Source organism: Natronoglycomyces albus, assembly GCF_016925535.1.
GTDB classification, from domain to species: Bacteria; Actinomycetota; Actinomycetes; order Mycobacteriales; family Micromonosporaceae; genus Natronoglycomyces; species Natronoglycomyces albus.
The window spans coordinates 2796181-2818426 of sequence record NZ_CP070496.1 but is presented as its reverse complement, the minus strand read 5'-3'; the positions used below and the strand labels follow the sequence as shown (position 1 = coordinate 2818426).

Below are 22246 nucleotides of genomic sequence, written 5' to 3'. Positions count from 1 at the left end.
AGCTCTAACCCCGCCGATCGACGCTGGGCCGTATCTGAGTGTGTTTTCGGGGCCGTCATCCCCGGATACTGGACGACGGTCTGGTGAATTCGAGTTTCGGCTCGCCCTCCAAAACGTCCCGAAAGATCATTGCGGCGGTTTCGCGGGGAATCATCGTGCGGTTGCGACCGACCGTGTTGAACATGTAGTCAGGGTCGGCCATGAACGTTCCCACGGTCAATTGTGGAGTCGATCCGAAGAACCACGCGGCTTGGAATGAGTCGGTGGTGCCAGTCTTGCCAGAGACCTGGCGTTCGACGGTGCGGCCAACGTCACCGGCGGTACCCCATTCACCGCACACCGAATCGTCTGGGTGAGTTTCGGTCGTACATAGCCCCGCGTCCACCGCAGCGCGGGCCACGTCGACATCGAGTTCTTGCTTGCATCGTGGAGAGGCGACATCAAGTTCCTGGCCGTTGGGGTCGATCACCCGCAACACCGGTAGCGGCTCACAATACTGACCTTCCCCGGCTAGCGTGTTGAACACGTTGGTCATTTCGATGGGCTGTACGTCCGATACGCCCAAGGTGAACGGTCCCCAGCCTCTGCGTCGTTCGGGCGAGGCGTAGAGCCGGTCGGTTTCGGTGCGCCATTCCAGCCCCATACGTTCAGCCATGAGCACGGCTTCGTCGGCCCCGACTTGCTGGATGAGTTGCGCGAAATAGGTGTTGACCGACATCCCGTAACCCGACCACATGTCACGGTTGCCCGCCATCGACTCGTTGGCGTTCTGCGGGCACCATCGTCCGCCACAGGAGGCGCGTCCCCCGGCGGTGATATAGCCAGTCGTGACGCGGTGAGGTGAGTTGATGGCGTGGTCAAGTGTGTAGCCATTGTCCAGGGCCGCCAACATCACAAAGACCTTGAACGTCGACCCGCCTTGGTACCCGGAGGCGTTTCCGCCTCCCAGCAGGGCGTTCACGGTGTTGGGATAGTTACCGATCTGGGAACTGCTTGGGTTGGAGTGGGCGCCGTTGTTGGACTGGTCGAGGCTGTAGTTCCGATTGAGTGCCAAAGATTTGATGCGCCCGGTCCCCGGCTCCATGAGCACTCCCCCCAAGGCGTGCTTGGAGTTGGGGGATACCTGATCATTGATGTGGTCGGCGGCGATCTGGTGCATGTCGGGGTCGAGGGTGGCGATGACGGTGTAGCCACCTTGCCGCAAGTTGGTCTCCCGCTCCTGCGGGGTGTCACCGAATGCCTCCTGCGTGCGCCACCACAGCCGCAAATAGTCGCAGAAGAAGCCATGCTCGCTGATCTCACCGGTGATGCCGATGCAGGAGTTGGGCGGGTTGCTCACGTTGAGTTCGATGCCAGTTGAGTGCACTTCGGAGGCGTCAGCGGCGGAAATGAACTCAGTCTCCACCATCCGGTCGAGTACCCAATTGCGGCGTTGCTCGGCCGCGATTTGGTCTGAGGAGACAGGGTCGTAGTCGGAGGGGGCCTGTACTAGCCCGGCCAAAAGCGCCGCCTCGTCGAGTTCTAGCTCGCTGGGATGCTTGGAGAAATAGATGTAGGCGGCGGCGAAGATTCCGTAGGCGTTGTGCCCAAAGTACGCCTGGTTGAGGTAACGCTCCAGGATCTCATCTTTGGTGAGCTGATCTTCCAGCGCCATCGATAGCCTGGCTTCGCGTAGCTTGCGGTCGGCGGTCTGTTCGGTCGCCGCGATGACATCCTCAATGGATTCGGAATTGTGTTGTAGAGCCCCCCGCACGTATTGCATCGTCAAAGTCGAGGCCCCTTGTTCGACTTCGCCGCCTGCTTGGTTGGCTACGGCCGCCCGCAAAATTCCTCGGTAGTCCACGCCATTGTGCTCGTAGAAACGAGCGTCCTCCGCGGCGATGAGAGCTTGCTGCATCACAGGCGCGATCTCGTCGAGATCGACATGACGGCGAAACTCGTCGTAGAACAGCGAGATCAGGGTCTCGCCGTCGGCCGCGTATACGTAGCTGGTCAGTGGAGGGTTGGTCTCGGCCAACTCCACCGACAACTGGTCAATAGCGCTCGCTCCGGCCTTGGCGCTCAAACCGCCCATGACCACCACGGGAAAAACCAAAATGGCAACGGACAATCCCACGAGAATGCCAGCGCGCAGCAGTCGATAGACGCCTTCAGCGGGCCGCTGTTGTTCGCTGGGAGGTTCGAAGAGTTGGGATTGAAGCTGCATCCTTCTACGGTAAATGACAAATGCGACATTCTGGTGATTACGATCACGGTAGATGCGAGAAAGTTACCCTTTCGGGATCTTTCGCTCACCTGTACGCAAATGCAAGCACGCCGTATGCGCACGAGAGCCTGTAAACATGGAAAAATCGCCTCGGGCTATCGCAGATGCGACACGCCGACGCTGTCGATAGGTGCCAGGCTCCCAACCGAGGGCGCGAAGGCAGAGCCCCCTGCGGGGATCACACAGCGCATCAACTGATTCCGCTATATGGTCGGCCTAGGCTGACCGAGGGCAGTCCGTGTGTCGCAAGAGCCCGGCCGAGGTCCGAGATGGCCCGCGAGGAGAAAGCGCGGCACTCGCAGCCCAGTAGCCCACCGCTGGAAGAGCACACAGTTAAGCACGGCAACGAGGAGGCCACGCCCGTGGCACAACAACAACGCCCACCCCAGGACGGCCGCCCCGGTGAGAACAACTCAGGTGGGGCCAGCCGCACGGAGTTGACCTTCCCAATGGGGCTGCGGCTATCGGGACGTCGGGTACTCGTCGTTGGAGGTGGCTCGGTCGCCGCCCGCCGCGTCCCACGTCTGCTCAGCACCGGAGCCCAAGTCCACATCATCTCTCCCCGCCTGACCACCACTTTGTCCGATCTGGCTCGCCGAGGCGACCTCTCCTGGAGCGAAAGGACCTTCCGCCCCACTGATGTCGACGGTGCGTGGTTGGTCTTGGCCGCTACCGATGACCACGACGCCAACGAACAGATCGCCCGCGAATGCGAAAAGCAGCGGACCTTCTGCAGCCGCGCCGATGACGCGGAGGACTCGACCGCTTGGGCCGCCGCGACCACTTCCTGGGACGGCCTCCAGATAGCCGTGCTTGCCTCGGGCGACCCGCTGCGAGCCAAGGACGTGCGCCAGCAGCTCAGCCATCAGCTGCAAGACGGCGACCTGGGCGCGAGGCGACGCCGCGCGAAGCAAGCTCCGGTCGGCGTCGCCCTCGTAGGGGCCGGACCCGGCGACGCGGACCTGATCACATTGCGCGGACTACGCCTCCTCCAGCGCGCCGAGGTCGTCATTTCCGACCGGCTGGTACCGCTCGAACTGCTCGACGTACTTGACGACGACGTCGAACTGATCGACGCGGCCAAACTGCCCTATGGGAGACACACCACCCAAGAGGCGATCAACACGCTTCTAGTTCAGCGGGCCAGCGCCGGGAAGTTTGTCGTCCGGCTCAAAGGCGGCGACGGATTCGTTTTCGGGCGGGGAGCCGAAGAGATCGACGCGTGTGTCGACGCGGGGATTCCCGTTCATGTCGTTCCCGGCATTTCCAGCTCCATCGCCGGTCCCGCTGCGGCTGGCATCCCCGTGACGGAGCGGGGAGTGGTCCACGACTTCACGGTGGTGTCGGGCCATGTTCCCCCGCTCGATCCGACTAGCCGGGTCAACTGGGAGGCGCTGGCAGCCTCCAACGGCACATTGATCCTGCTTATGGCCGTCAAGAATCGCGCCGAGATCGCGGCGGCGTTGCTGGCTGGCGGCAAAGACGCCCAGACGCCGGTTCGTATCGTTGAAAACGCCACGACCGTCCATCAGCTGGTGCGGGACACTACCCTTGGCGGCCTGGCCGAATGTGAGGTCCGTTCTCCAGCCGTCATTGTCATTGGCGAGGTCGCGGCGCGATCTCGCAGCGTGCAAAGTTGAGCCGGTAGCCGGGCCTACCCGCGCCGCAGCTTCCCCACCTGAGCGCTTTGGTCTCCACGACTTGCTGTCGAGCCGGGATCTCGAGGCCCTGCGCTGTCGAACGCCTACGGGTGGTCAGGCTACGCTACTTATCTGTGGCCACCATGATGGAGAAATTCAGCGACGGAATCCAGCGACGTTCTCATACCCTCGTCAGCTCGATTCTGCTGTGCTCACTGTCTTTGATGGGGATGCTCCTCATCGTGGCCGCCGCGCTCGCTAGTGTGCTGGTCCTGTTTTGGGTGGGTATCCCGCTGACCATCGCCTTGATTTGGAAGATTCGGGCGTGGGCGGGCGCGCAGCGGCGAATCTTCACCGATCGGCTCGACACGCCGGTGTCCAATCCGTACCGGCCTTGGCCGCGTGGGTCGCTTGACCGAAGGGCGCTGTGGCTGATCCGCGACCCCGCGACGTGGCGGGATGTAGCGTGGCTCGGCATTAACTCCACCCTCGGTGCCCTTATGTATGGCCTGCTCATTGGCTTTTTCGCCGTGGGTGCCTACTTGATCGTCCAGCCGTTGTTGTACCTGTTTTTCTTTAGTGACGGAGTCAGGGAAACTCTCGGCAACGTCGGTTTCTACCAGTTTGATTCCGTTGCCAAGACCCTGATGTTGGTGCCTTTGGGCGTGTTGTTCGGAGCAGCGTGGTGGCACTGGACGGAACGACTCATGCGTTGGTATGCCGGAGTTGGTGCCAAGCTGCTTGGTCCCACGGCGGCCATGCGGTTGTCGGCGCAGGTTTCTCAACTTCGCGAATCGCGCGATGACACAGTCGACACCGCTGCCGCTGAGCTGCGCCGTATCGAGAGGGATTTGCACGACGGGGCACAGGCTCGGCTGGTGGCGCTGGGACTGAGCATCGGTATGGCCGAGGATATGGTGGATACCGATCCCGAGGGGGCCAAGGCGCTTTTGGCTGAGGCGCGCGACGAGAGCCAGAATGCGCTCAATGAGATTCGCAACCTCGCACGCGGCATCCATCCTCCTGTGTTGGCAGATCGGGGTTTCTCCGGCGCGCTGCAGGCGATGGCTCTGGCCAATCCTCTACCGGTGACGATCATCTACAAGGTCACGGGCAAACTCCCAGGTACGGTTGAATCAGCTGTTTACTTCGCCACCAGCGAAGTCTTCACCAATATCACCAAGCACGCCCATGCGTCCAAGGTGGCGGTAATCGTCGCTTACGTCGCGGGTCAGTTCGTCATCGAAGTGCAAGACGATGGCATCGGAGGAGCCTCCGCCGAGACTGGCGGCGGCCTCGAGGGCGTCCGTCGGCGAGTCTCCGCCTTTGACGGCACGATCGACATTGATAGCCCGCAGGGTGGGCCGACCACAGTCACTATTGCCATTCCCTGCCAGTTGCAGGACAGCGGCGCCGATGAGGCCGAGGCGGTAGAGAAGACTAACTTCCGACGCCGTTCACGCAAATCGAAGTCGGGCCGGTCGAAAAGAACTGGAGGGTCCTCGAAAAAGGGCCCCGGCGGTGGGGCCGAGGAGTTCTCTCGCGCTCACGATGCCACCCAAAGCTAACGCCCGCACGGAAAATCTGAGTCTCAGGAGGCGATAATGGATGTTGTGCTGGCCGAAGATAACTCGTTGCTACGCGACGGGTTGATCCGCCTGCTGGAAGCCCACGACTGCACGGTTGTGGAGGCGGTCGACAATGGGCCGGACTTGACGGCGGCTTTGCTCGAACATCAGCCTGACGTGGCCGTCGTTGACATTCGTCTCCCTCCTACTTTCACCGATGAAGGGCTGCGCGCCGCTATTGCCGCGCGCCGCCAGTTGCCGGATCTTCCGGTTCTGGTCCTCTCCCAGTATGTCGAGCAGCTCTATGCCCGTGAGCTCATGCGTGACCGACGCGGTGGCGTGGGCTACCTGTTGAAGGACCGCGTCTCACACGTGAGCGATTTCATCGCCGCGTTGCGTAGTGTCGCCGCTGGCGGCACCGCGATGGACCCCGAGGTCGTCTCGCAGCTTCTGGGTGGGCAGCAAAATCAGCTGCAGGCCCTATCGGCGCGGGAACAGGAAGTCCTCGCGCAGATGGCCGAGGGGCGCTCCAACGCCGCCATCGCGGCAGCCTTGCATATCACCGAGAAAGCTGTGGGCAAACACTCCGCCAATGTTTTTCGCAAACTCGGGCTCGCCCAGTCTGAGGACGACAACCGCCGGGTCTTGGCGGTGCTGGCCTATCTCGAAGACTCCTGAGGCGCACTCCGTTTTCGAGACCGGACGGGTTATTGGCCCATAGCTGGTCACCGTCAGTGACATGCGAGTGGCTACTTTTTAGTTGACTTGCCAGTAGTTGTCTGATTTGCGGGTTATGGACCTTAAAGCTCCCTCCGTCAGGGGGCCTAGGCCCCCTGACGGAGGCGGAAAACCCCACCTGGCAAGGCGGTAAACCCCCCTTTGGATTCGGGTGATGAACCTACTGTTTTCCCAGCGCAAATGAACAATGATTAGAGGTATCGCAGCAGCCGATTAAGACAGGACGAGCGACCTCATGACGACATTGATAGAAAACCCCGCGGCGCCACAGCCGACCATCGACAAACCGAAGCCAGCGAAACGTTCCGGGCCCAAACCGGCCATGGGAGAAAAGCGCAGCGTCGGACACCAGTCCCTGGTCTACATCTTCCTGATTGGCCCGATGATCGCGTTGGCCGCAGCAGTGCCCTTCGCTTGGACGACCGGCTTGCTGGGCGTCACCGACATCGTGCTGGCGCTGGTTTTCTTTTTTGTCACCGGTCACGGTGTCACGCTCGCATACCACCGGATGTTGACGCACGGTTCCTTTAAAGCCAATCGTCCGCTCAAGATCTTCATCACGATCCTTGGTTCGATGGCCGTGCAGGGCAACCCCATTGGCTGGGTCGCCGACCACCGCCGTCACCACGCCTTCTCCGATAAAGAGGGTGACCCTCACTCGCCGTGGCTCTTCGGCACGTCCCCTTGGGCCATCACCAAGGGATTCTGGCACTCGCACATGGGTTGGATGTTCCAGCGCAACAACACGACCAACGTGCAACGTTACTGCCCCGACCTGCTGCGTGATAAGGACCTAGTCCGCGTTTCCAGCCTGTTTTGGCTGTGGACGATCCTGACCTTCCTGCTCCCAGCCGTCCTAGGTGGCCTCATCACGATGTCGTGGATGGGTGCCCTGACTGCCTTCTTCTGGGCCGGACTTGTACGTGTCTCGGTACTGCACCACACCACGTGGGCGACGAACTCGATCTGCCACATGGTGGGAGAGCGCCCGTTCAAAGCTCGTGACAAAGCCGCGAACGTCTGGCCGTTGGCCATCGCCTCCTTCGGAGAGTCTTGGCACAACCTGCACCACGCCGACCCGACCTCAGCTCGCCACGGTGTGCTGAAGGGACAGATTGACACCACGGCCCGTCTCATCTGGATTTTCGAGAAGTTCGGATGGGCAACTGACGTCAAGTGGCCTAGCGAAGAGCGCATCAAGAAGCTCACCATCGAGCGTGACGAAGCCCGGGCTGCGGCTTAGTAGAGTCAGCCTCGCAGGCGACTTAGTGTGACGCTCTTAAGTGAATATGCCTAGAGAATTGGGCCCCAACCTTTGTGGTTGGGGCCCAATTTCGTATGAGGGTGAGAATCCCGACTTCGCTAGGCCGGAGCGTCCCCATTGTGGGCGTCGGCCAGTTGAGAGGCCCGGTTGGCCTCTTGGGCTGTCTCCAGCTCCATGACTAGCTGCCGCAGCCGATGCGGGGCCTTCGCGTCGATTCGCAGCAAGTCGGCAAAATGTCCGCGCCAAGCGATGATGTGGCGCATGCGGACCTCGAATTCACTGGCCCGGGTACTCAGCTGCAACTGCGCGTCCATGAGCGTCAACGCGATCGCATCACGGTCAACCTGCACTTGTGGCCACAGCTGCGGCACCAAGTGGATCGGTGCGTCTATGCCTCGGGCCAGTGATTTGACGACGGTCTTGGCCGCCGTGAGGGCCAGCTGCTGATTGGCGGCATCACCGCTCATTTCCCATGAACTCACTATTTGTTACCACCCGAGGTGTCGGTGTGCGGTTCCGCGACCTGCGTAGGAGTGTGTTTGGCGGCCAATGCGATGTCGCCGATTCCCAACACGGCTCCGATGAGTCCCAGCCATAGTGCGGCGGCTCCTTCGGCGATGATGCCGTAGAAAACCAAGAGTGCTACGACAGGGATCGAGATTCGGTAGATATAGGCCCTGGTTCGCTGGGACATGATGGGTGCTCCTTGGAATGTGGTTATGGGGTTATTCCGAGGTTGAACCGCCGATGGCGTGTCCATTATGTGCGGGACGTATCACGTCACCGCAGTTGTGGTTTCCTTGTGGCCGCGACGCACCTGCTGCGCGCTTAAACGTCGACGTCGCCTTGTCAAATCCATGGGCGGCGACGACGGTGCGGGCGAGTCAGGGACGGTGGGCGTCGATTAATGGGACCGCTTGACCTGTGCCCAAGCGACGTGGCGTCGCGTCGAGGCCAGTTGCCACCAACTGCGACCGAATCGATCACATGCGGCGTCGCCAGCCAGCATGCCACGTGTCCATGGCCTATGCAGGTGGTGTATCCGACCCGTGCCCTTAATTCTAATGCAGGGGTACGACATATACGGGCCACCGGCCCACGATAGTCCCTGCCACCGAATGACGCCACAAGTTATTCATGAGTGAATCCGAAGTGGGCTGACTCAGCATGGACGGGTCAACGCGCAGCCACAAGCGGACCGTCGAAGCGCGAGCGTCCGGACTTCAGCGGGGCTATCCCACCCGCTCGCCCAGACACCACCGCCCTCGGCACCAGCTGCCCGGTGACGAAGACCATGTTCGCGCCGGGACACCGCCTGCGTGCACCGCGCTGCTTAACCAAGCGAAAGAGGGAACTACTGATGTCCACTGTGACCGACTCTGTGTCGGCGGCGAACCCGCACACCCGTGCCCTAGCATCGCCCCGGCAATGGTGGGGTCTGAGCATCCTGGTCCTGCCCACGTGGCTATTGGGACTGGACGTGGGTGTCTTGCACCTGGCTGCTCCGCAACTGGGGGCGGCGCTGGCTCCCAGTAGCACCCAAATGCTGTGGATTCTAGACATCTACGGCTTTATGATCGCTGGGTTCCTCGTCACCATGGGAACTCTGGGGGACCGGATCGGGCGCCGCAAACTGCTGCTTATAGGCGCGGCGGCCTTCGGATGCGCCTCGGTGTTGGCGGCCTACTCGCAGTCGGCCGAGATGCTCATCTTGACGCGGGCTCTACTGGGAATCGCCGGTGCCACTCTTATGCCCTCGACGCTTGCGCTCATCTCTAACATCTTCGTCGACCCGCGTCAGCGATCAATCGCCATCGGGATATGGCTGGTGAATTTCATGAGCGGGATCGCCCTGGGCCCGGTTGTGGGCGGGCTGCTGCTGGAGTACTTCTGGTGGGGCTCGGTCTTTCTGCTGGGCGTACCCGTCATGGTGTTGTTGCTGGCCACTGGACCGTTCATACTGCCAGAGTTCAAAGATCCCTCCGCCGGACGTCTTGACCTCGTCAGCGTGGCGTTGTCGTTGGCGGCGCTATTGCCGATCGTCTATGGGTTCAAGGAAATGGCAAAGTCAGGGCTGCAGCCAGCTGCGTTGCTGGCCATTGGCATCGGGCTGCTCATGGGCCTGGTCTTCGCCCGCCGGCAGCGCCGCCTGCCCAACCCTCTGCTAGATCTAAGCCTGTTTCGTAACTCGACCTTCAGCGCCGCCTTGGTCGTCTTGCTGTTGGTGCACATCGCGTTGAGCTTCATCATGGTGTTGTTGCAACAGCTGCAACTTGTCGAGGGATTGAGCGCACTGCATGCCGGACTCTGGCTTCTTCCGGGCTTGGTGGGAAACATTGCCATGGCGATCATCGCCCCCATCTTGGCTCGCCACGTACAGCCGGTCTATGTCATCGTCACAGGCCTGGTCTTGGCAGTGGCAGGATATGGCTTCTACACACAGGTAGACACTGATGGCGGTTTGGCGACCCTTATCGTCGGCTCGGTCCTGATGTTCGTCGGACTAGCTCCCATGATTGTTTTGGGAACTGACCTGGTGGTCTCGGCCGCTCCTCCAGCCAAGGCAGGGTCGGCCGCCTCGTTGTCCGAGACTGCGGCCGAACTAGGCATTGCGCTAGGGGTGGCGTACTTCGGCAGTGTCATGACCGCGGTGTACGCGCGCCAGATGGCTCAGGCGGACTTGCCTCACAACCCCGACGGGGGCGAGGTTGACCCGAGCGTGCGCGATAATCTGCCCGCTGCTCTTGCCGCAGCCGAGCAGGGACCGCCGGAGTTCGCTCACCAGCTGCTGAACCCTGCTCGGGAGGCATTCACCGCCGGACTCAACCTGGGGGCGGTGACTGTGGGCCTGATGCTGGTCGCCGTCACAGTCGCGGCCATGCTTTCTTTGCGGGGAATCAAACGTATCGGCTAGAGGCGGCCCCTGTTCCGAGCCTGCCTTGGGACTGGGGTCAGTTGATTTCAGAGATGAGTATGGCCCGGGTGTTTGGTTCGAGTGCCTCGAAGTAGTGCGGCTCGTCGCCGGGATAGGTCATGTAGTCACCGGGGTTGAGGACCATAGGACTGTCGGCGGGGCCTACTTTGGCCCGGCCGTGGCTGATGATGACGTGTTCGACGATGCCGAGGGTGTGAGATGCCGAGCGGCGCGCGTCGCCCGGTTGGGCGGTGATGAGAAAGATGTCACGGCGGGAGTTCGGGGGGCACGCCGACAGCAGCGTCGCCTCATAATCCGCCTCGGAGGCGGTGATGGTCGGCCCCTGTCCAGCGCGAATGATGTGTACATGTGCCCGGGGTGGGTCAACGATGCGCGATAGAGGGAGTCCCAGGGCGGTACTGATGGCCCACAGTGTTTCCACGCTGGGATTCCCTTTGCCCGCCTCGAGCTGAGACAGCGTGGATTTGGCGACGCCAGCCCTGGCCGACAACTCGGTCAGGCTGAGGCCGGCGTTCGTTCTTTCCCGTTGCACGGAGGCGGCGATGGCATCGATGGGCGCATTAGTGCTGGAAGTCACGTGTTCATTATAATGGAGTGTTTAATCGATTTGACAAACAGTGCCACTGCCTATCACCATAGTGAACATGAGTTCGGCAGAGCGAACAAAACCCACCTCCCTCGGTCGTGAACTGGCCCGCGACCTCATTCCACTGAACCTGGGCATGGGGCTCGTCGGCGTCTCCTTTGGCGCCCTCGCAGTCAGCTACGGCTCCCCATGGTGGATTCCCTGCGCCATTTCGCTTCTGGTGTTCGCAGGCGGATCCCAATTTCTCGCCGTCGGCGTCATCGCCGCAGGCGGAGGCCCTCTTGCGGCCGTTATCGGCGGCATCATTCTCAACGCCCGCCACTTGCCCTACGGCCTCGCCATCGCCCACCATTACGACCGCGGATGGATCACCCGGCTCATCGGCAGCCACGTTCTGATCGATCAATCCACCGCCTTCGCCTTGGCCAATGACTCCGATCCACGCCGAGCGCAGACGGCCTTCTGGGCCACCGGCCTAGGGCTGTTCTTTACCTGGAACGTAGGGACTCTCGTCGGGGCGCTGGCTGGGCAAACAATCGGAGACCCTGAAGTGTTCGGGCTCGACGCCGCGTTGCCGGCCGCGCTGATAGTCCTGGTGCTGCCCAGTCTCCGTGACAAAATCACGCTGCGAGCCGCAGTGCTGGGCGCGACGATCGCCCTGGTGACGTATCCGTTCCTGCCGCCGGGGCTTCCCGTCCTGTTCTCCTTGCTGGGACTGGTTGTGGCACTGCCGCGACGCAAGAAAGCCCCCGTGTCCCCACAGGCGGACGAAAAAAACAGCGACAGTCGCCCTAATGCGACGGAGGTTGGTCGAACATGACGATGACCGCCATAGTGGCCCTAGCCGTGGGTACGTACGCATTGCGTTTGGCCGGGCCCTTGTTGCGCGACCGCATCTCGTTGACCGAGGACGCACAGCAGCTTCTCAAACGAGCGGCAGTTCTCTTGCTCGTAGCGATGATCGTGATTTCGGCAATGCCACAGTCCAATACGCCGCATGGCTGGGCATTGCCCGCCGGGGTCGCCATTGGTGGACTCTTGGCGTGGCTTAAGGTGCCGTTCGCGTTCGTGGTGATCGCGGCGGCCGGGGTCGTGGCCGGCATCCGTTTGCTCTTGGGCACGTGGTGACACAGGACCCCTCAGGCTCTGTGGTGGCGTGCTGCGGCACCTGGCCGTGTACTCGGCACGCTGGGAATGAATAAACAACTCCGCCTGGCCGGTCACTGACAGAGCACCCCGTCCTCGCCACTGAAACACCTCAACTACCGGACCTAGACCCACGGGTGGTCCTTGGCGGGTAGCGCCTGAGAACTAACGAAACTCTCCGGGCCCACACCTAGTTACAGTTACTTCTGGCCCTGACCATCGATCCGACCACTCGGCCTATGCGTCACTGCCTTACGCAACCCCAAATCGAGTTACAAAAGGCGCAGTCAAGGGCGAAAGCGACTATTTATTACTCATTGTGTTGACCAAATGACAATAGTCGCGCGTTGCTTTCAATATGTACCAAGTGGCCCCGCCTGACAGAAGGGGCACCGAGGCCGTCATCCTAAGTGGGCGGTCAAGAATTCTGTGGGAATCAGCAAGATCTTTGCAGCTAGAACGCGCCTCATCGCCAGAGACCAGTCACCGTAATCAATCCGTGATGCGCTATTAATAGAGTCAGTAGCGAGGTTGGCCTAGCCTCGTAAGGTGTACTATCAACAGCTCTCATAAAATGCTGACACTTCCCCAGCGTGGACACTAAGAGGTACCACCCCATGGTTACCAAGACTGGCCCTGAAAAAATCAACCTCCGCCAGCTCAACACCAAAGGTCTAGCGATCGCCATCATCATGCCCGTGATCCTCGTGGGCGCGTTGGTGGCTACGTTGCTGGGGGCGGGAGCTTTCAGCCGTGACATGGACGAAGACGATGGAATGATGTGGCTGTGGACCACCCCTTCTGGGGAAATGGCCCGCATCAACGGCCTCACCGCCTCCGCCGACACTCGCCACGCCATGCCCGACGCCCAAGGCAACATGGTGCAGATCGAGCAGACCGATAGCCACCTCATGATGCGCGACATCGCCACCGGCAAAGTCAGCGCCATTGACCTGAAGACCCTCGCCACCACGGCCACCGCCGAAACCGCCCCAGGGGAAGGGGTGCGGCTGGCCATGCACCGCGACGGGGCGTTCATCGTCGACCGCTTGCAAGGCATCGTCCGCCAAGTGGACCCGACCACCCTGGCCGAAGTCGGGGCCCCTTTGCAATTCCCGCCCGGAATCACCGGCGGAACCTTCGATGAGGATGGCACCCTCTGGTTGGGCGTGCCCCGGGAAGGAACCCTGGTCGAAGTTGCGCCCCGCCAGTCCGGCGCGGTCGCCGGTGAGTCCTACACCGTCGCCGCCCCAGCCCAAGATCTGAGCCTGACGGTGCTCAAGGATGGCGTCGCCGTCCTCAACTCCACGCTCAAAACCATGACGACCTTGCGCGATGGAGACCTGACCTCCACCCCACTCGAACTAGTGGGCCCGGAGAAAATGGCCGAATCCAGCCCCGGCACTATCGCGGCGTTGACTGTCACCAACCCTCCCGGTGTCATCACCGTCGACGGGCAGGGCGACTCACAGACCTTCAACATCTCCGCCAACGACACACCGCTGCTGGGCGCCGCCGTCGAATTCAACCAACGCATTTACGTGCCCGACGGCACCGCAGGCCTCCTGTGGGTCTACAACCTAGACGGTCAAGAGATCGACCGCATTGAGGTGCCCTCCAACAATGGGCCACTGGAGCTATACAGCGCTGGCGGCATGTTGTTCGTCAACGCCCCCTATTCCAACACTGCGGTCGTCATCGACGACAACGGAAACGCCCGTCGCGCCGACAAGGCTCGCGACGACATTCTCGGTGGAGACATGCCTCCGATCGATGAACCCGAAGACGAGGACAATTCCGGTGACGAGGGTGAAGAGGGAGATGAAGGCGCCGACGGTGAGCCGGAGATCGGCCCGCCGGGCGAAGTTGGCAGTCTTGTCGCCAACGGCGGCAACGGCGAAGTCACCCTCTCCTGGGAAGCCGCGCCGAACAACGGCTCGGCCCTGACCAAGTACGAGATCGAAGGTAACGGCGAGACTCGCGAGGTCGCGCCTGGCCAACGGGTCGTCGACATCTCAGACTTGACCAACGGAGAGACCTACGAGTTCACCGTGACCGCGTTCAATGGCGAAGGCTCTGGCCCACCGGTATCGACCGGGCCGGTCATGCCCTCAGACGAGGTCCCCGGTGCGGTATCCAGTGTTGATGCCACAGTGACCCCAGGCGGGGGAGTGGACCTGTCGTGGCCCGAAGCCGACGACCAGGGCAATCCGATCAGCCACTACACCATCGAAGAGGTCAATACCGATGGTGACCGCCGTTCGGTCGGTCAGGCCAACGGAACGTCCACCTCGATTGCCCCTGAGGATCTGAGCGTCGGTGAGCCCGTGGCATTCCAGGTCACCACCGTGGCCAACTCGGGTTCGGCCTCTGAACCATCCCCATTGTCCGACACCGTCACCCCATTCGACGTCCCGGACGCTCCTGGAAACATGTACGCCGAGACCGATCAGACCAGCTCTGGCTCCATCAATGTCAGCTGGGACCAAGCCCGCGCCAATGGCAGCGTAGTCACCGAATACCGCGTCAGCGCGGGTGGACAAACCACCTCAACCGATGGAACCACGGCCACTCTCGACGGCTTTGCCGACGGAGAACAGGTCGAAGTCCAGGTGGTGGCGGTCAATGAGGCAGGCGAGTCCGAGCCAGCCACGGCCACGGCCAACACTTTGACGCCGCCCTCGGTGGTCATCGACGGCGTCTCCGCTACCGCCACGACCATGACCGCGTCGTTCAGCATCGATGACGGTGGCGCTGGAGGCGAAGCGAGCTGCACCATGACGGTGAACAACCGCAACGCAAACGGCAATTGTTCGCAACTGACCGTAGACGGGTTGAATTCGTCCACCAACTATGACGTACAGGTGCGAGTTGCCACACCTGCGGGCGAAGACACTGCTACTGGCTCCGGTTCGACCAGTAATGTGGGCGGAACGGTCGTGTTCGTTTGCTCAGACCCGGCCGACGACACCTATTGCGATGGAACCGACAGTGACCGGATTTCGATCCGGGCGCAGAACAACCACAGCAGCGCACAGCGTGGGTCCACGGGGCCCGGTCAGACCTTCAACACCATCTGTTACTGGGGCGGCGGAGAACTCATCCACCCGAACAACGAAGACCACCGCGGTATCTACCGGGAGTACAACCCCGGTAAGAACTCCACCGACATCTGGATTCGGATCGACTACGGAAACAACGAGTCCTATATTCCCTTCGCCTACTTCGACATCAACGGTGAGGGAAAGAACTCGACCGGACCGCTTCCCGCCTGCTGATTAAGGAGTAGCCGACGTGCAGCAGCAAGCCCCGGTGAGCCAGCAGCAGGCAAACGCGTTCGCGGAGACCTTCGAACGACTCGCCTCCGCGATCGACACGGTCGTGCTGGGCAAACCGCAAGTCGTGCGCTTGGCGCTGACCGCCATGTTCGCGCAGGGCCATGTGCTACTCGAAGACGTTCCCGGCACTGGCAAGACGACACTGGCCCGAGCCATCGCCGCCGCGGTGGCCGGGCAGTGGCGCCGGATCCAGTTCACCCCCGACCTGCTGCCCTCCGATGTCTCCGGGGTGACGATCTTCAACCAACAGGCGCAGTCGTTCGAGTTTCACCCGGGCCCAGTCTTTGCCAACATCGTCATCGCCGATGAAATCAACCGCGCCAGCCCGAAGACGCAGTCTTCGTTGCTGGAGGTCATGGAAGAGCATCACGTGACCGTGGACGGTCAGCCGCACCCGGTCCCGCAGCCGTTCCTAGTCGTGGCGACCCAGAACCCCGTGGAGATGGATGGCACCTACCGCCTGCCCGAAGCGCAGCTGGACCGATTCCTGGTCAAGCTCTCGGTGGGCTATCCGGTCGAAGCCGCCGAGATAGAAGTGCTGCGCGGTACTCATCAGCGTTCACCCGAGGGCATTCCGGCCATCGTCGACACCGACACCGTCGCGCAGATGGCCGACCTAGCCAAACATGTCTACATCGCCGACCCTCTCTACGTCTACCTGGTGCGCCTAGCCGCCGCGACTCGCGGGCACCCAGAGGTCGCGGTCGGGGTCAGTCCCCGGGGACTGATCGCCCTGACCCGCGCCGCTAGTGTTTTCGCGCTTTCGCAGGGCCGGGCCTACGTGATTCCCGAAGATGTCAAAGCGCTTGCCGTGGCCGTCTTCGCCCACCGCGTCCAAGTCGCCCCCGATGCCTCCATGCGTGGCGTAACGGGCGCCACCATCGTTGAACAGGTGTGCGAGACTGTCTCCGTCCCCCTCCCCGCTTCGGCCTAAACGCTGATGTTCGGTCCGGTCACACCTCGGGGCATCGGTCTGGGCTGCGCATCGATTGTTCTCGTTGCGCTTGGTGCGGCATTTTCATACCCAGAGCTGGTGATTCTGGGCGTTGTGGCCTTGATGGCGTTTGTGACGGCCGTTGGTATCGCCATTTCCAGCCCGCGACTCGACGTGATTCGGCAGCTGGAACCGAACCGGATCACCGTGGGCGAAACCGCCGAAGTCAATCTGCGCCTGCGCAACGCCAGCCGGTGGCGTCCCATCACCGCTGGAGCCATCGACGTATGCGGTTCGCAGCGCATCAGCGTTCCCCTCGCCCAGTTGCGGCCGGGACAAGAGACCACCGCGACCTACGACGTGCCAGGCCATAAACGGGGAGTGTTCGATACCGGGCCTCTGACTGTGGCCCGCCGCGACCTCTTCGGCCTGGCCTCCTCTGGGGGACGATATGGGCACACTGAACGACTGTGGGTGCATCCGCGCCTGCGCCGGCTCCGGCGCACCCCCGATGGGCTGGCTCGTTCCCTCGAAGGCGCCACCGACAAAATCGAGCAGGGCAGCCTCACCTTTCACGCACTGCGCGAATACGTCATCGGGGACGAGCTGCGCCACGTCCACTGGCGCACCTCGGCCCGCATCGGGCAGCTGATGGTCAAGGAACACATCGACACCTCACTTCCGACGATCGTCATCGCGCTGGACAATCGACCGCAAGCGTGGGACTTCGCATCGTTCGAAGCCGCGTGCGAAGCGGCCTATTCGGTGCTAGTGGCCAGCTTCCGCGCCGAATATCACGTCTCGTTCGCGACCGCTTGCCACAAACACATCGGCGGTATTGGCGCGGCCGACTATGGCGACGCTCTCGCTCAAGTGGAGCCCGACGCCGAAACCCGTCAAGCTGACTTCATCAGCCGGGTACAAACGCACTTCTCGGGCGACACCCTCGTGTGGATTTGCGGGGCAAAAGAAGACCTCCCGGCCGCGCAATTGGCTCGACTACGGCGCAAATACCCCGAGCTGGTGGCAGTGCGGATCGGCAAGGGCCTCAGCGCCTCGGCGACTGTGACCTCCGGCATCCCCGTGGTGCAGGCGGCCACCGGGGAGGATTTCGCCACCGCGTGGGATCGGGGAGGCAACGCCTGATGTCGAGCCTGCTGCGGGTCACTAGCTACCGCCTCCGCATGGCCACCGTTGCCCTATGCCTCATAACCCTGTGCGCGCTGGCGGGGGCCGCCTCCGGCCGCGTCTATACCGGCCACGTGCTCACAGTCCTCGTGTCGATCGCCGCTTTCGCTGCCGTGACCATCGGCATTCTCTTGCGTAACCGATCAGCGACCTTGGCATGGCTGGTCTCGATCGCCGGATTGTTTACCATGCTCGCTGCGGCCGTCCTGGTCACCACCGATCTGTCGCAGCCCTACGGGGCCACATTCTTTGACGCGCTCGTCAACGCCGTCCCACGCACGCTCACCGCTCTCATGCCCATCGAGGCGACCCCAGACACGGTTGTCTTGCCGATTCTATTGACCTGGGTGGCCGCCGCGGCAGGTTGTGAGTTCGCTGTACGTTTTGGGCAGATGCTGGCCGGACTCGCGCCCGCAACCGCACTCTATGGCGCGTCGCTTTACTTGGTGGGGCCCAACGCCGACCTCAACGCCTGGTGGGGTCTCGCGTTCGCCGCCGTCGCGGCGGTGGCTCTCGCGGTAACGGCCACGGAACCTGCGGCTCGACCCGACCGCGACGCCATCGTGGGTGACGGATTGTCCGGCTCTAACACCGCTCGATCTGCCCTCAGCCGAACCGGCTCCCTGGCCGCGGCTGGAGTACTAGCGCTGGCCATGGCGTTTGCCGCTCCGTGGGCAGCGGGCATGTTCGCCGGTCAACCCAGTGATCCGCGCCAGTATGTGGAGCCGCCGGAGCTGACTGACCGCGACCTCAATCCGCTGATCCGTATCTCAGGCTGGTCACAGCGGCCTGAGCAGGAGCTTCTGCATACGAACATGAGTGAGGCCGATTGGCTGCGATTGGCCGTGTTGACAGAGTATGACGGTGTCACCTGGCAGACAGGCAACAATTACCGCAACGCGGGCTCGGTACTTCCCGGTGAGGCGCCCGGGGTTGGTCCACTGAGCCAAACGGTCACTGTCGAACAGTTGGACGGGATGTTGTTGCCTGCGGCCGCTGATCCCCGTACGGTCACCGGTATTCCGGTGGCCATCGATGGGGTTTCGCGCACATTGCTGACGCCTGATGGGCTGCGCACCGGTGACACCTATGAGATCACGTCCATGCCGACCGAAATCGATTCTCAGGCGCTCGAAGGTGCCCGGGCCGACCAGTCTGATCTGGGCTATCTCAATACTCCGCCGGGTGTACCTGAGGTGATGTTGGTGTTGGCCGAACACATTCGCGCCAATTACGACACTCCAGCGGCTCAAGCGCAGGGGTTGGCCGACTTCTTGGGCAAGCATTACTCGTTTGACGAGGACGCGCCTTCTGGACACGCCTACCCGAACCTGGAGTTTTTCTTGCAGGCCCACCCCGAACACGGAGGCCAGCGCGGTACTAGTGAACAGTTTGCCGCGACGTTCGCGGTTGTGGGTCGACTTCTTGGCCTTCCCACGCGCGTTGTTATCGGCTTTGAGGCTCAGCAGGGCAGTTCGACCGTTACGGCGGGGGACGCGATGGCGTGGCCGGAGGTGAACTTCCTCGGCGTTGGCTGGGTTAGGTTCGATCCTTTGCCCGAGGATGGTTTCGAGCCCATCCCACCCGAAGAGGAGCTGGAGCAGGAGGAGGAAGAAGAGGAAGAGGAAAGCGAAGACGATTCATCGCAGGGTGATAACGCCGAGGACTATCACGATGAGTCGTTGGAAGAGTCGGACGCGGACTTGGACCACAACTTGGAGTTGGATCAGGCCCGCAGCATCCCGGTGTGGGTTTGGTTCGCGCTGGTGGCGGTGATGCTCTTGGCGGTGCCGGTGGCTTTGAAGATTCGGCGGCGCATGCGCCTGCGACGTCGTCTCTTCGGTGGTTCGGCGGCTGACCGGGTGGATGGTGCCTGGTGTGAGGTTGTGGCGACCTCGAAGCGTCTGGGTATCAAGGTGGCCGCTTCGGCTACTGCTTCCGAGACGATGTCGGTGATTGCGACTTCTAGACGATCAGACATCGATCCAAATCGTAAAGAAGGTTGGATTAAGAAGCTGATTTATGGCCCCGCAATGGATAGGTCAGCTCTAGTCGAGGCACTCGGGCAATTGCCACAATTGGTTAACCATGCCCATTTCGCGCCCGCTCAAGTTTCTGACGATCAGGCCTTCGAGGCGATGCGCTGCGTCAAGCGTTATGTCGCGAGGGCTCGCAATTACTTGCCGCTATGGAAAAAGCTGCTGACGTGAACAACGCGAAACGCGCACAATGCGCAGAACCGACATTCTCGATCGTGCTGTGGTGCAAGTGAAGCATGGTTTTGTCGGATTATGGCGTAACTGCCTATTCTGCTCGGCTACGCCACGAAATCTGTGTGATTATCACAAAAAACAGGGCTTTGAGCTGCATTAATGCAGGAGGGTCAACAATTGGTAGGTGCCTGCATACGGCTTGGAGTGACCTGGCAAACTATGTGCCATGAGTAACCCCTATTTCTCAGTTAAATTTCGTGGGTACGACCGAGATCAAGTTGACACCGCGATTCGTCGCATTCGCAGGGCGATAAACGAAGGTGTTCCCCCGCATCCCGAAGCACTCCGCGATATGGGTTTTCAAATGTCTCTGCGCGGCTATGACACCGCAGAAGTTGACGAATACTTTGATCAGGTAGCTCGCACCCTTAGCGAATAGGCAGTGTCCGACCCTATTTTTGTTCGGCGTCTCTGTTCGGTCACTTCTCAGAGGCCGCCGACGTTGTGCCGGCCCGACAATGTCGTCGTGGTCGCCTTGGTTTGCGACGACCCTGTTTCGACCCGTAGAGCACCTATGTGAGCAGGGTCTTCGCGACGGTCAACCTGTTGCGGGCCTATAGCCCGCAACGTCTTAGCTGTTTCTCTTGGCGGTGGGAGTATTCAGTGACTCTTATCTCGAGTTTTATTCCGGTTCCTCTCGTACCCTCCAGCAAACGATGCGATGCCTCGCTAAACTGGGGCCAATGAGCGACCCAGGCACTACCCCAAGCGCGCCGGAGCCCGGCTTCCACTCCTCTCCTTCGGGTGGGGAGCAACAGGGACTCGGGTCGGCCCCCGACTCCGCGCCGAACATGTCGAGCCCGGCTGGCCACTCACCGGATTCCGGCTCGAGCTCGGTGCCGTCCCCAGGCCAACCATCTTCTGATTCGACTACGGTGGCTTCCCAGCCCAACCAGCCCGTGTTGCCTCCGGCTGTGCCCGGGGGAAGTTTTCAACAGCCCATGGCCTATGCGCAACCGACCGCGTACCCGTATCCAGGTGCGATGACCTACGCAGGGGTGCCAGCTGGCTATCCTTGGCCCCCGCAGCCAGTACTCCCGAGCAAGGCAGGATTTCCGCTGTGGATTCCCCCGATGCCAAAAATCCCCTCGGGGCCAGGGATCGGCGGCATGGTCGCCAGTATTGCTGCTCTCCCGCTGGGGGTTGTGGCCATGATTGTCTCGGCCGTCTCCATCATTGGTGGTCTTGTTCTAATCGTTCCCACCCTGTTCTTCGGTGGCGGGGGAGGAGTGGCGCTTTCCCTGGTGAGCCTGCGGCGAATTCGACGCAATCCCGCCCGCTATTCAGGGCGGGGCATCGCCATATCCGGTTTCGTCATGGGGCTGGTCGCTGTCGGTTTCGCGTTGATCGCACTTCTTATCGTCATGGCCCGGCTGGCGTGAACCACGAAGCGGTGCGGTTCCGATCGCGACTGATCATGTGTGACCACGTGTAGGCTTGGATGACGTGACAGTAGTGACGCAACGTCTCCAGACCCGGCGCGACCTGACCACAGCGGCAGTCCGGCTCTTCACCGAACGCGGATACGACGAGACCACTGTCGATCAGATCGCCGCTGCCGCTGGTGTCGCGCGCCGGACGTTCTTTCGTTACTACCAAAGTAAAGACGACGTCATTTTCCCCGACCACGATGACACGGCTGCCCAGGTGGCCGCCGTCCTGGACGAAGCCGGTGAGGACGAAGACCCACTCCAAGTCATTTGCCGTGGAATCTGGCAGGTCATGCGCATGTATGTGGCCGATGCCGAACTTTCTGTGACCCGTTACCACTTGCTTCGTCAGGTTCCGGCCCTGCGTGAACATGAGAAGGCCGTCGTGTCCCGCTATGAGCGACTGCTTGCCCGCTACTTGTTGGAACGCGCGGAGCGGGAAACGGCGCAGGGCTCTCACACTGTCGATCGTCCGCTCCTGGCCGAAGTTTCGGCCGCGGCGGTGGTGGCCGCCCACAACCATGTTCTGCGCCAGTGGCTGCGTTCGGGCGGTCAAAGCGATGTTGAGGCTGAGCTTGAGCATGCTTTGTCACTCGTGCGAGCGGGACTGGCAAATTTCTCTGTGGATGCTGGTGCCCAACAGCCGGAGACTCTCGTGGTCACCGTGGCCCACACGGGCCGCACGCCCTCCGAGGCGGTGGCGGCGGTGCGGGCGGCGTTGGCTTCCCAGAAGTAGTTCCGGGGACCGGTTTGCCTCGTTGAGCCGTACTGTTCCTAAGACTGTCGAGTCGTATGCATCAATGTGGCACTCCGTGCCATTTCTAAGCCGAGGTCAGAGGTTCTCTCGTCACGAAGAGGTCCCCCATGCGCTAGGAATTGACACTCCATGTCTTGCGCCTGGCACTGGGTGCCGCTAAAGTACTACCTACAAGTAGCAGTG

General features: G+C 61.7%; 18 protein-coding genes. 14 read left to right on the top strand and 4 right to left on the bottom strand.

Annotated elements, in window-relative coordinates; translation table 11 throughout:
• Positions 1-55 precede the first annotated feature (55 nt).
• Positions 56-2206, bottom strand: coding sequence for a transglycosylase domain-containing protein (locus JQS30_RS12080; RefSeq protein ID WP_213170504.1), 2151 nt, complete (start codon positions 2204-2206; stop codon positions 56-58).
• Between the two features lie 509 nt (positions 2207-2715).
• Here JQS30_RS12080 and cobA point away from each other — a divergent pair.
• The 4 genes from cobA (at position 2716) to JQS30_RS12060 (ending at position 7455) form a co-directional block, all read left to right on the top strand.
• Positions 2716-3906, top strand: coding sequence for a uroporphyrinogen-III C-methyltransferase (cobA, locus tag JQS30_RS12075; protein ID WP_213173078.1), 1191 nt, complete (start codon positions 2716-2718; stop codon positions 3904-3906).
• A gap of 143 nt (positions 3907-4049) precedes the next feature.
• Positions 4050-5474 carry a sensor histidine kinase gene (locus JQS30_RS12070; protein WP_246498155.1) on the top strand — a complete coding sequence of 475 codons (1425 nt, stop codon included), beginning with the start codon at positions 4050-4052 and terminating at the stop codon, positions 5472-5474.
• 36 nt (positions 5475-5510) lie between these two features.
• Positions 5511-6152, top strand: coding sequence for a LuxR C-terminal-related transcriptional regulator (locus JQS30_RS12065; protein ID WP_213170502.1), 642 nt, complete (start codon positions 5511-5513; stop codon positions 6150-6152).
• Between the two features lie 295 nt (positions 6153-6447).
• On the top strand, positions 6448-7455 hold the full coding sequence (locus tag JQS30_RS12060; protein WP_213170501.1) for an acyl-CoA desaturase: 1008 nt from the start codon (positions 6448-6450) through the stop codon (positions 7453-7455).
• Positions 7456-7574: 119 nt separating this feature from the next.
• On the opposite strand, the gene JQS30_RS12055 is transcribed toward JQS30_RS12060, so the two are convergent.
• Together JQS30_RS12055 and JQS30_RS12050 are read right to left on the bottom strand one after the other, a co-directional pair.
• Positions 7575-7958: a hypothetical protein gene (locus tag JQS30_RS12055; RefSeq protein ID WP_213170500.1), complete on the bottom strand. Its 384-nt coding sequence runs from the start codon at positions 7956-7958 to the stop codon at positions 7575-7577.
• Complete coding sequence (locus tag JQS30_RS12050; RefSeq protein WP_213170499.1) at positions 7958-8170, bottom strand: phage holin; 213 nt, start codon at positions 8168-8170, stop codon at positions 7958-7960. The genes JQS30_RS12055 and JQS30_RS12050 overlap by 1 nt, the downstream gene beginning before the upstream one ends.
• A 666-nt stretch (positions 8171-8836) precedes the next feature.
• Between JQS30_RS12050 and JQS30_RS12045 the strand changes: the two genes are divergently transcribed.
• Complete coding sequence (locus JQS30_RS12045) at positions 8837-10390, top strand: MFS transporter (protein ID WP_213170498.1); 1554 nt, start codon at positions 8837-8839, stop codon at positions 10388-10390.
• Positions 10391-10427: 37 nt separating this feature from the next.
• Here JQS30_RS12045 and JQS30_RS12040 read toward each other — a convergent pair whose 3' ends face one another.
• Positions 10428-10988 carry a helix-turn-helix domain-containing protein gene (locus JQS30_RS12040; protein ID WP_213170497.1) on the bottom strand — a complete coding sequence of 187 codons (561 nt, stop codon included), beginning with the start codon at positions 10986-10988 and terminating at the stop codon, positions 10428-10430.
• A gap of 67 nt (positions 10989-11055) precedes the next feature.
• On the opposite strand from JQS30_RS12040, the gene JQS30_RS12035 reads away from it, so the two are divergent.
• From JQS30_RS12035 to JQS30_RS11995, 9 genes are all read left to right on the top strand, one after another.
• The gene (locus tag JQS30_RS12035) at positions 11056-11817 is read left to right on the top strand and encodes an AzlC family ABC transporter permease (protein WP_246497905.1); all 762 of its coding nucleotides are present in this window, start codon (positions 11056-11058) and stop codon (positions 11815-11817) included.
• Positions 11814-12125 (top strand): AzlD domain-containing protein, encoded by a 312-nt coding sequence (locus tag JQS30_RS12030; RefSeq protein ID WP_213170496.1) that lies wholly within the window; start codon positions 11814-11816, stop codon positions 12123-12125. The genes JQS30_RS12035 and JQS30_RS12030 overlap by 4 nt, the downstream gene beginning before the upstream one ends.
• Before the next feature lie 635 nt (positions 12126-12760).
• Positions 12761-15421 (top strand): fibronectin type III domain-containing protein, encoded by a 2661-nt coding sequence (locus tag JQS30_RS12025; RefSeq protein WP_213170495.1) that lies wholly within the window; start codon positions 12761-12763, stop codon positions 15419-15421.
• 16 nt (positions 15422-15437) lie between these two features.
• Complete coding sequence (locus JQS30_RS12020) at positions 15438-16415, top strand: AAA family ATPase (protein ID WP_246497904.1); 978 nt, start codon at positions 15438-15440, stop codon at positions 16413-16415.
• Between the two features lie 99 nt (positions 16416-16514).
• Positions 16515-17561 (top strand): DUF58 domain-containing protein, encoded by a 1047-nt coding sequence (locus JQS30_RS12015; protein WP_213170494.1) that lies wholly within the window; start codon positions 16515-16517, stop codon positions 17559-17561.
• Positions 17561-19813, top strand: coding sequence for a transglutaminase TgpA family protein (locus JQS30_RS12010; protein WP_213170493.1), 2253 nt, complete (start codon positions 17561-17563; stop codon positions 19811-19813). Before JQS30_RS12015 ends, JQS30_RS12010 begins: the two co-directional genes overlap by 1 nt.
• A 229-nt stretch (positions 19814-20042) precedes the next feature.
• Positions 20043-20255 (top strand): DivIVA domain-containing protein, encoded by a 213-nt coding sequence (locus tag JQS30_RS12005; protein WP_213173075.1) that lies wholly within the window; start codon positions 20043-20045, stop codon positions 20253-20255.
• 304 nt (positions 20256-20559) lie between these two features.
• The gene (locus JQS30_RS12000; RefSeq protein WP_213170492.1) at positions 20560-21258 is read left to right on the top strand and encodes a DUF4190 domain-containing protein; all 699 of its coding nucleotides are present in this window, start codon (positions 20560-20562) and stop codon (positions 21256-21258) included.
• A 64-nt stretch (positions 21259-21322) separates the two neighbouring features.
• Complete coding sequence (locus JQS30_RS11995) at positions 21323-22042, top strand: TetR family transcriptional regulator (protein WP_213170491.1); 720 nt, start codon at positions 21323-21325, stop codon at positions 22040-22042.
• Positions 22043-22246 lie beyond the last annotated feature (204 nt).

What these genes read in the sequence shown, in the direction of transcription:
- JQS30_RS12080 (WP_213170504.1), bottom strand. Translation starts at nt 2,206, where the DNA reads ATGCAGCTTCAATCCCAACTCTTCGAACCTCCCAGCGAACAACAGCGG.
- cobA (WP_213173078.1), top strand. Translation starts at nt 2,716, where the DNA reads ATGGGGCTGCGGCTATCGGGACGTCGGGTACTCGTCGTTGGAGGTGGC.
- JQS30_RS12070 (WP_246498155.1), top strand. Translation starts at nt 4,050, where the DNA reads ATGATGGAGAAATTCAGCGACGGAATCCAGCGACGTTCTCATACCCTC.
- JQS30_RS12065 (WP_213170502.1), top strand. Translation starts at nt 5,511, where the DNA reads ATGGATGTTGTGCTGGCCGAAGATAACTCGTTGCTACGCGACGGGTTG.
- JQS30_RS12060 (WP_213170501.1), top strand. Translation starts at nt 6,448, where the DNA reads ATGACGACATTGATAGAAAACCCCGCGGCGCCACAGCCGACCATCGAC.
- JQS30_RS12050 (WP_213170499.1), bottom strand. Translation starts at nt 8,170, where the DNA reads ATGTCCCAGCGAACCAGGGCCTATATCTACCGAATCTCGATCCCTGTC.
- JQS30_RS12045 (WP_213170498.1), top strand. Translation starts at nt 8,837, where the DNA reads ATGTCCACTGTGACCGACTCTGTGTCGGCGGCGAACCCGCACACCCGT.
- JQS30_RS12035 (WP_246497905.1), top strand. Translation starts at nt 11,056, where the DNA reads ATGAGTTCGGCAGAGCGAACAAAACCCACCTCCCTCGGTCGTGAACTG.
- JQS30_RS12030 (WP_213170496.1), top strand. Translation starts at nt 11,814, where the DNA reads ATGACGATGACCGCCATAGTGGCCCTAGCCGTGGGTACGTACGCATTG.
- JQS30_RS12025 (WP_213170495.1), top strand. Translation starts at nt 12,761, where the DNA reads ATGGTTACCAAGACTGGCCCTGAAAAAATCAACCTCCGCCAGCTCAAC.
- JQS30_RS12010 (WP_213170493.1), top strand. Translation starts at nt 17,561, where the DNA reads ATGTCGAGCCTGCTGCGGGTCACTAGCTACCGCCTCCGCATGGCCACC.
- JQS30_RS12005 (WP_213173075.1), top strand. Translation starts at nt 20,043, where the DNA reads ATGAGTAACCCCTATTTCTCAGTTAAATTTCGTGGGTACGACCGAGAT.
- JQS30_RS12000 (WP_213170492.1), top strand. Translation starts at nt 20,560, where the DNA reads ATGAGCGACCCAGGCACTACCCCAAGCGCGCCGGAGCCCGGCTTCCAC.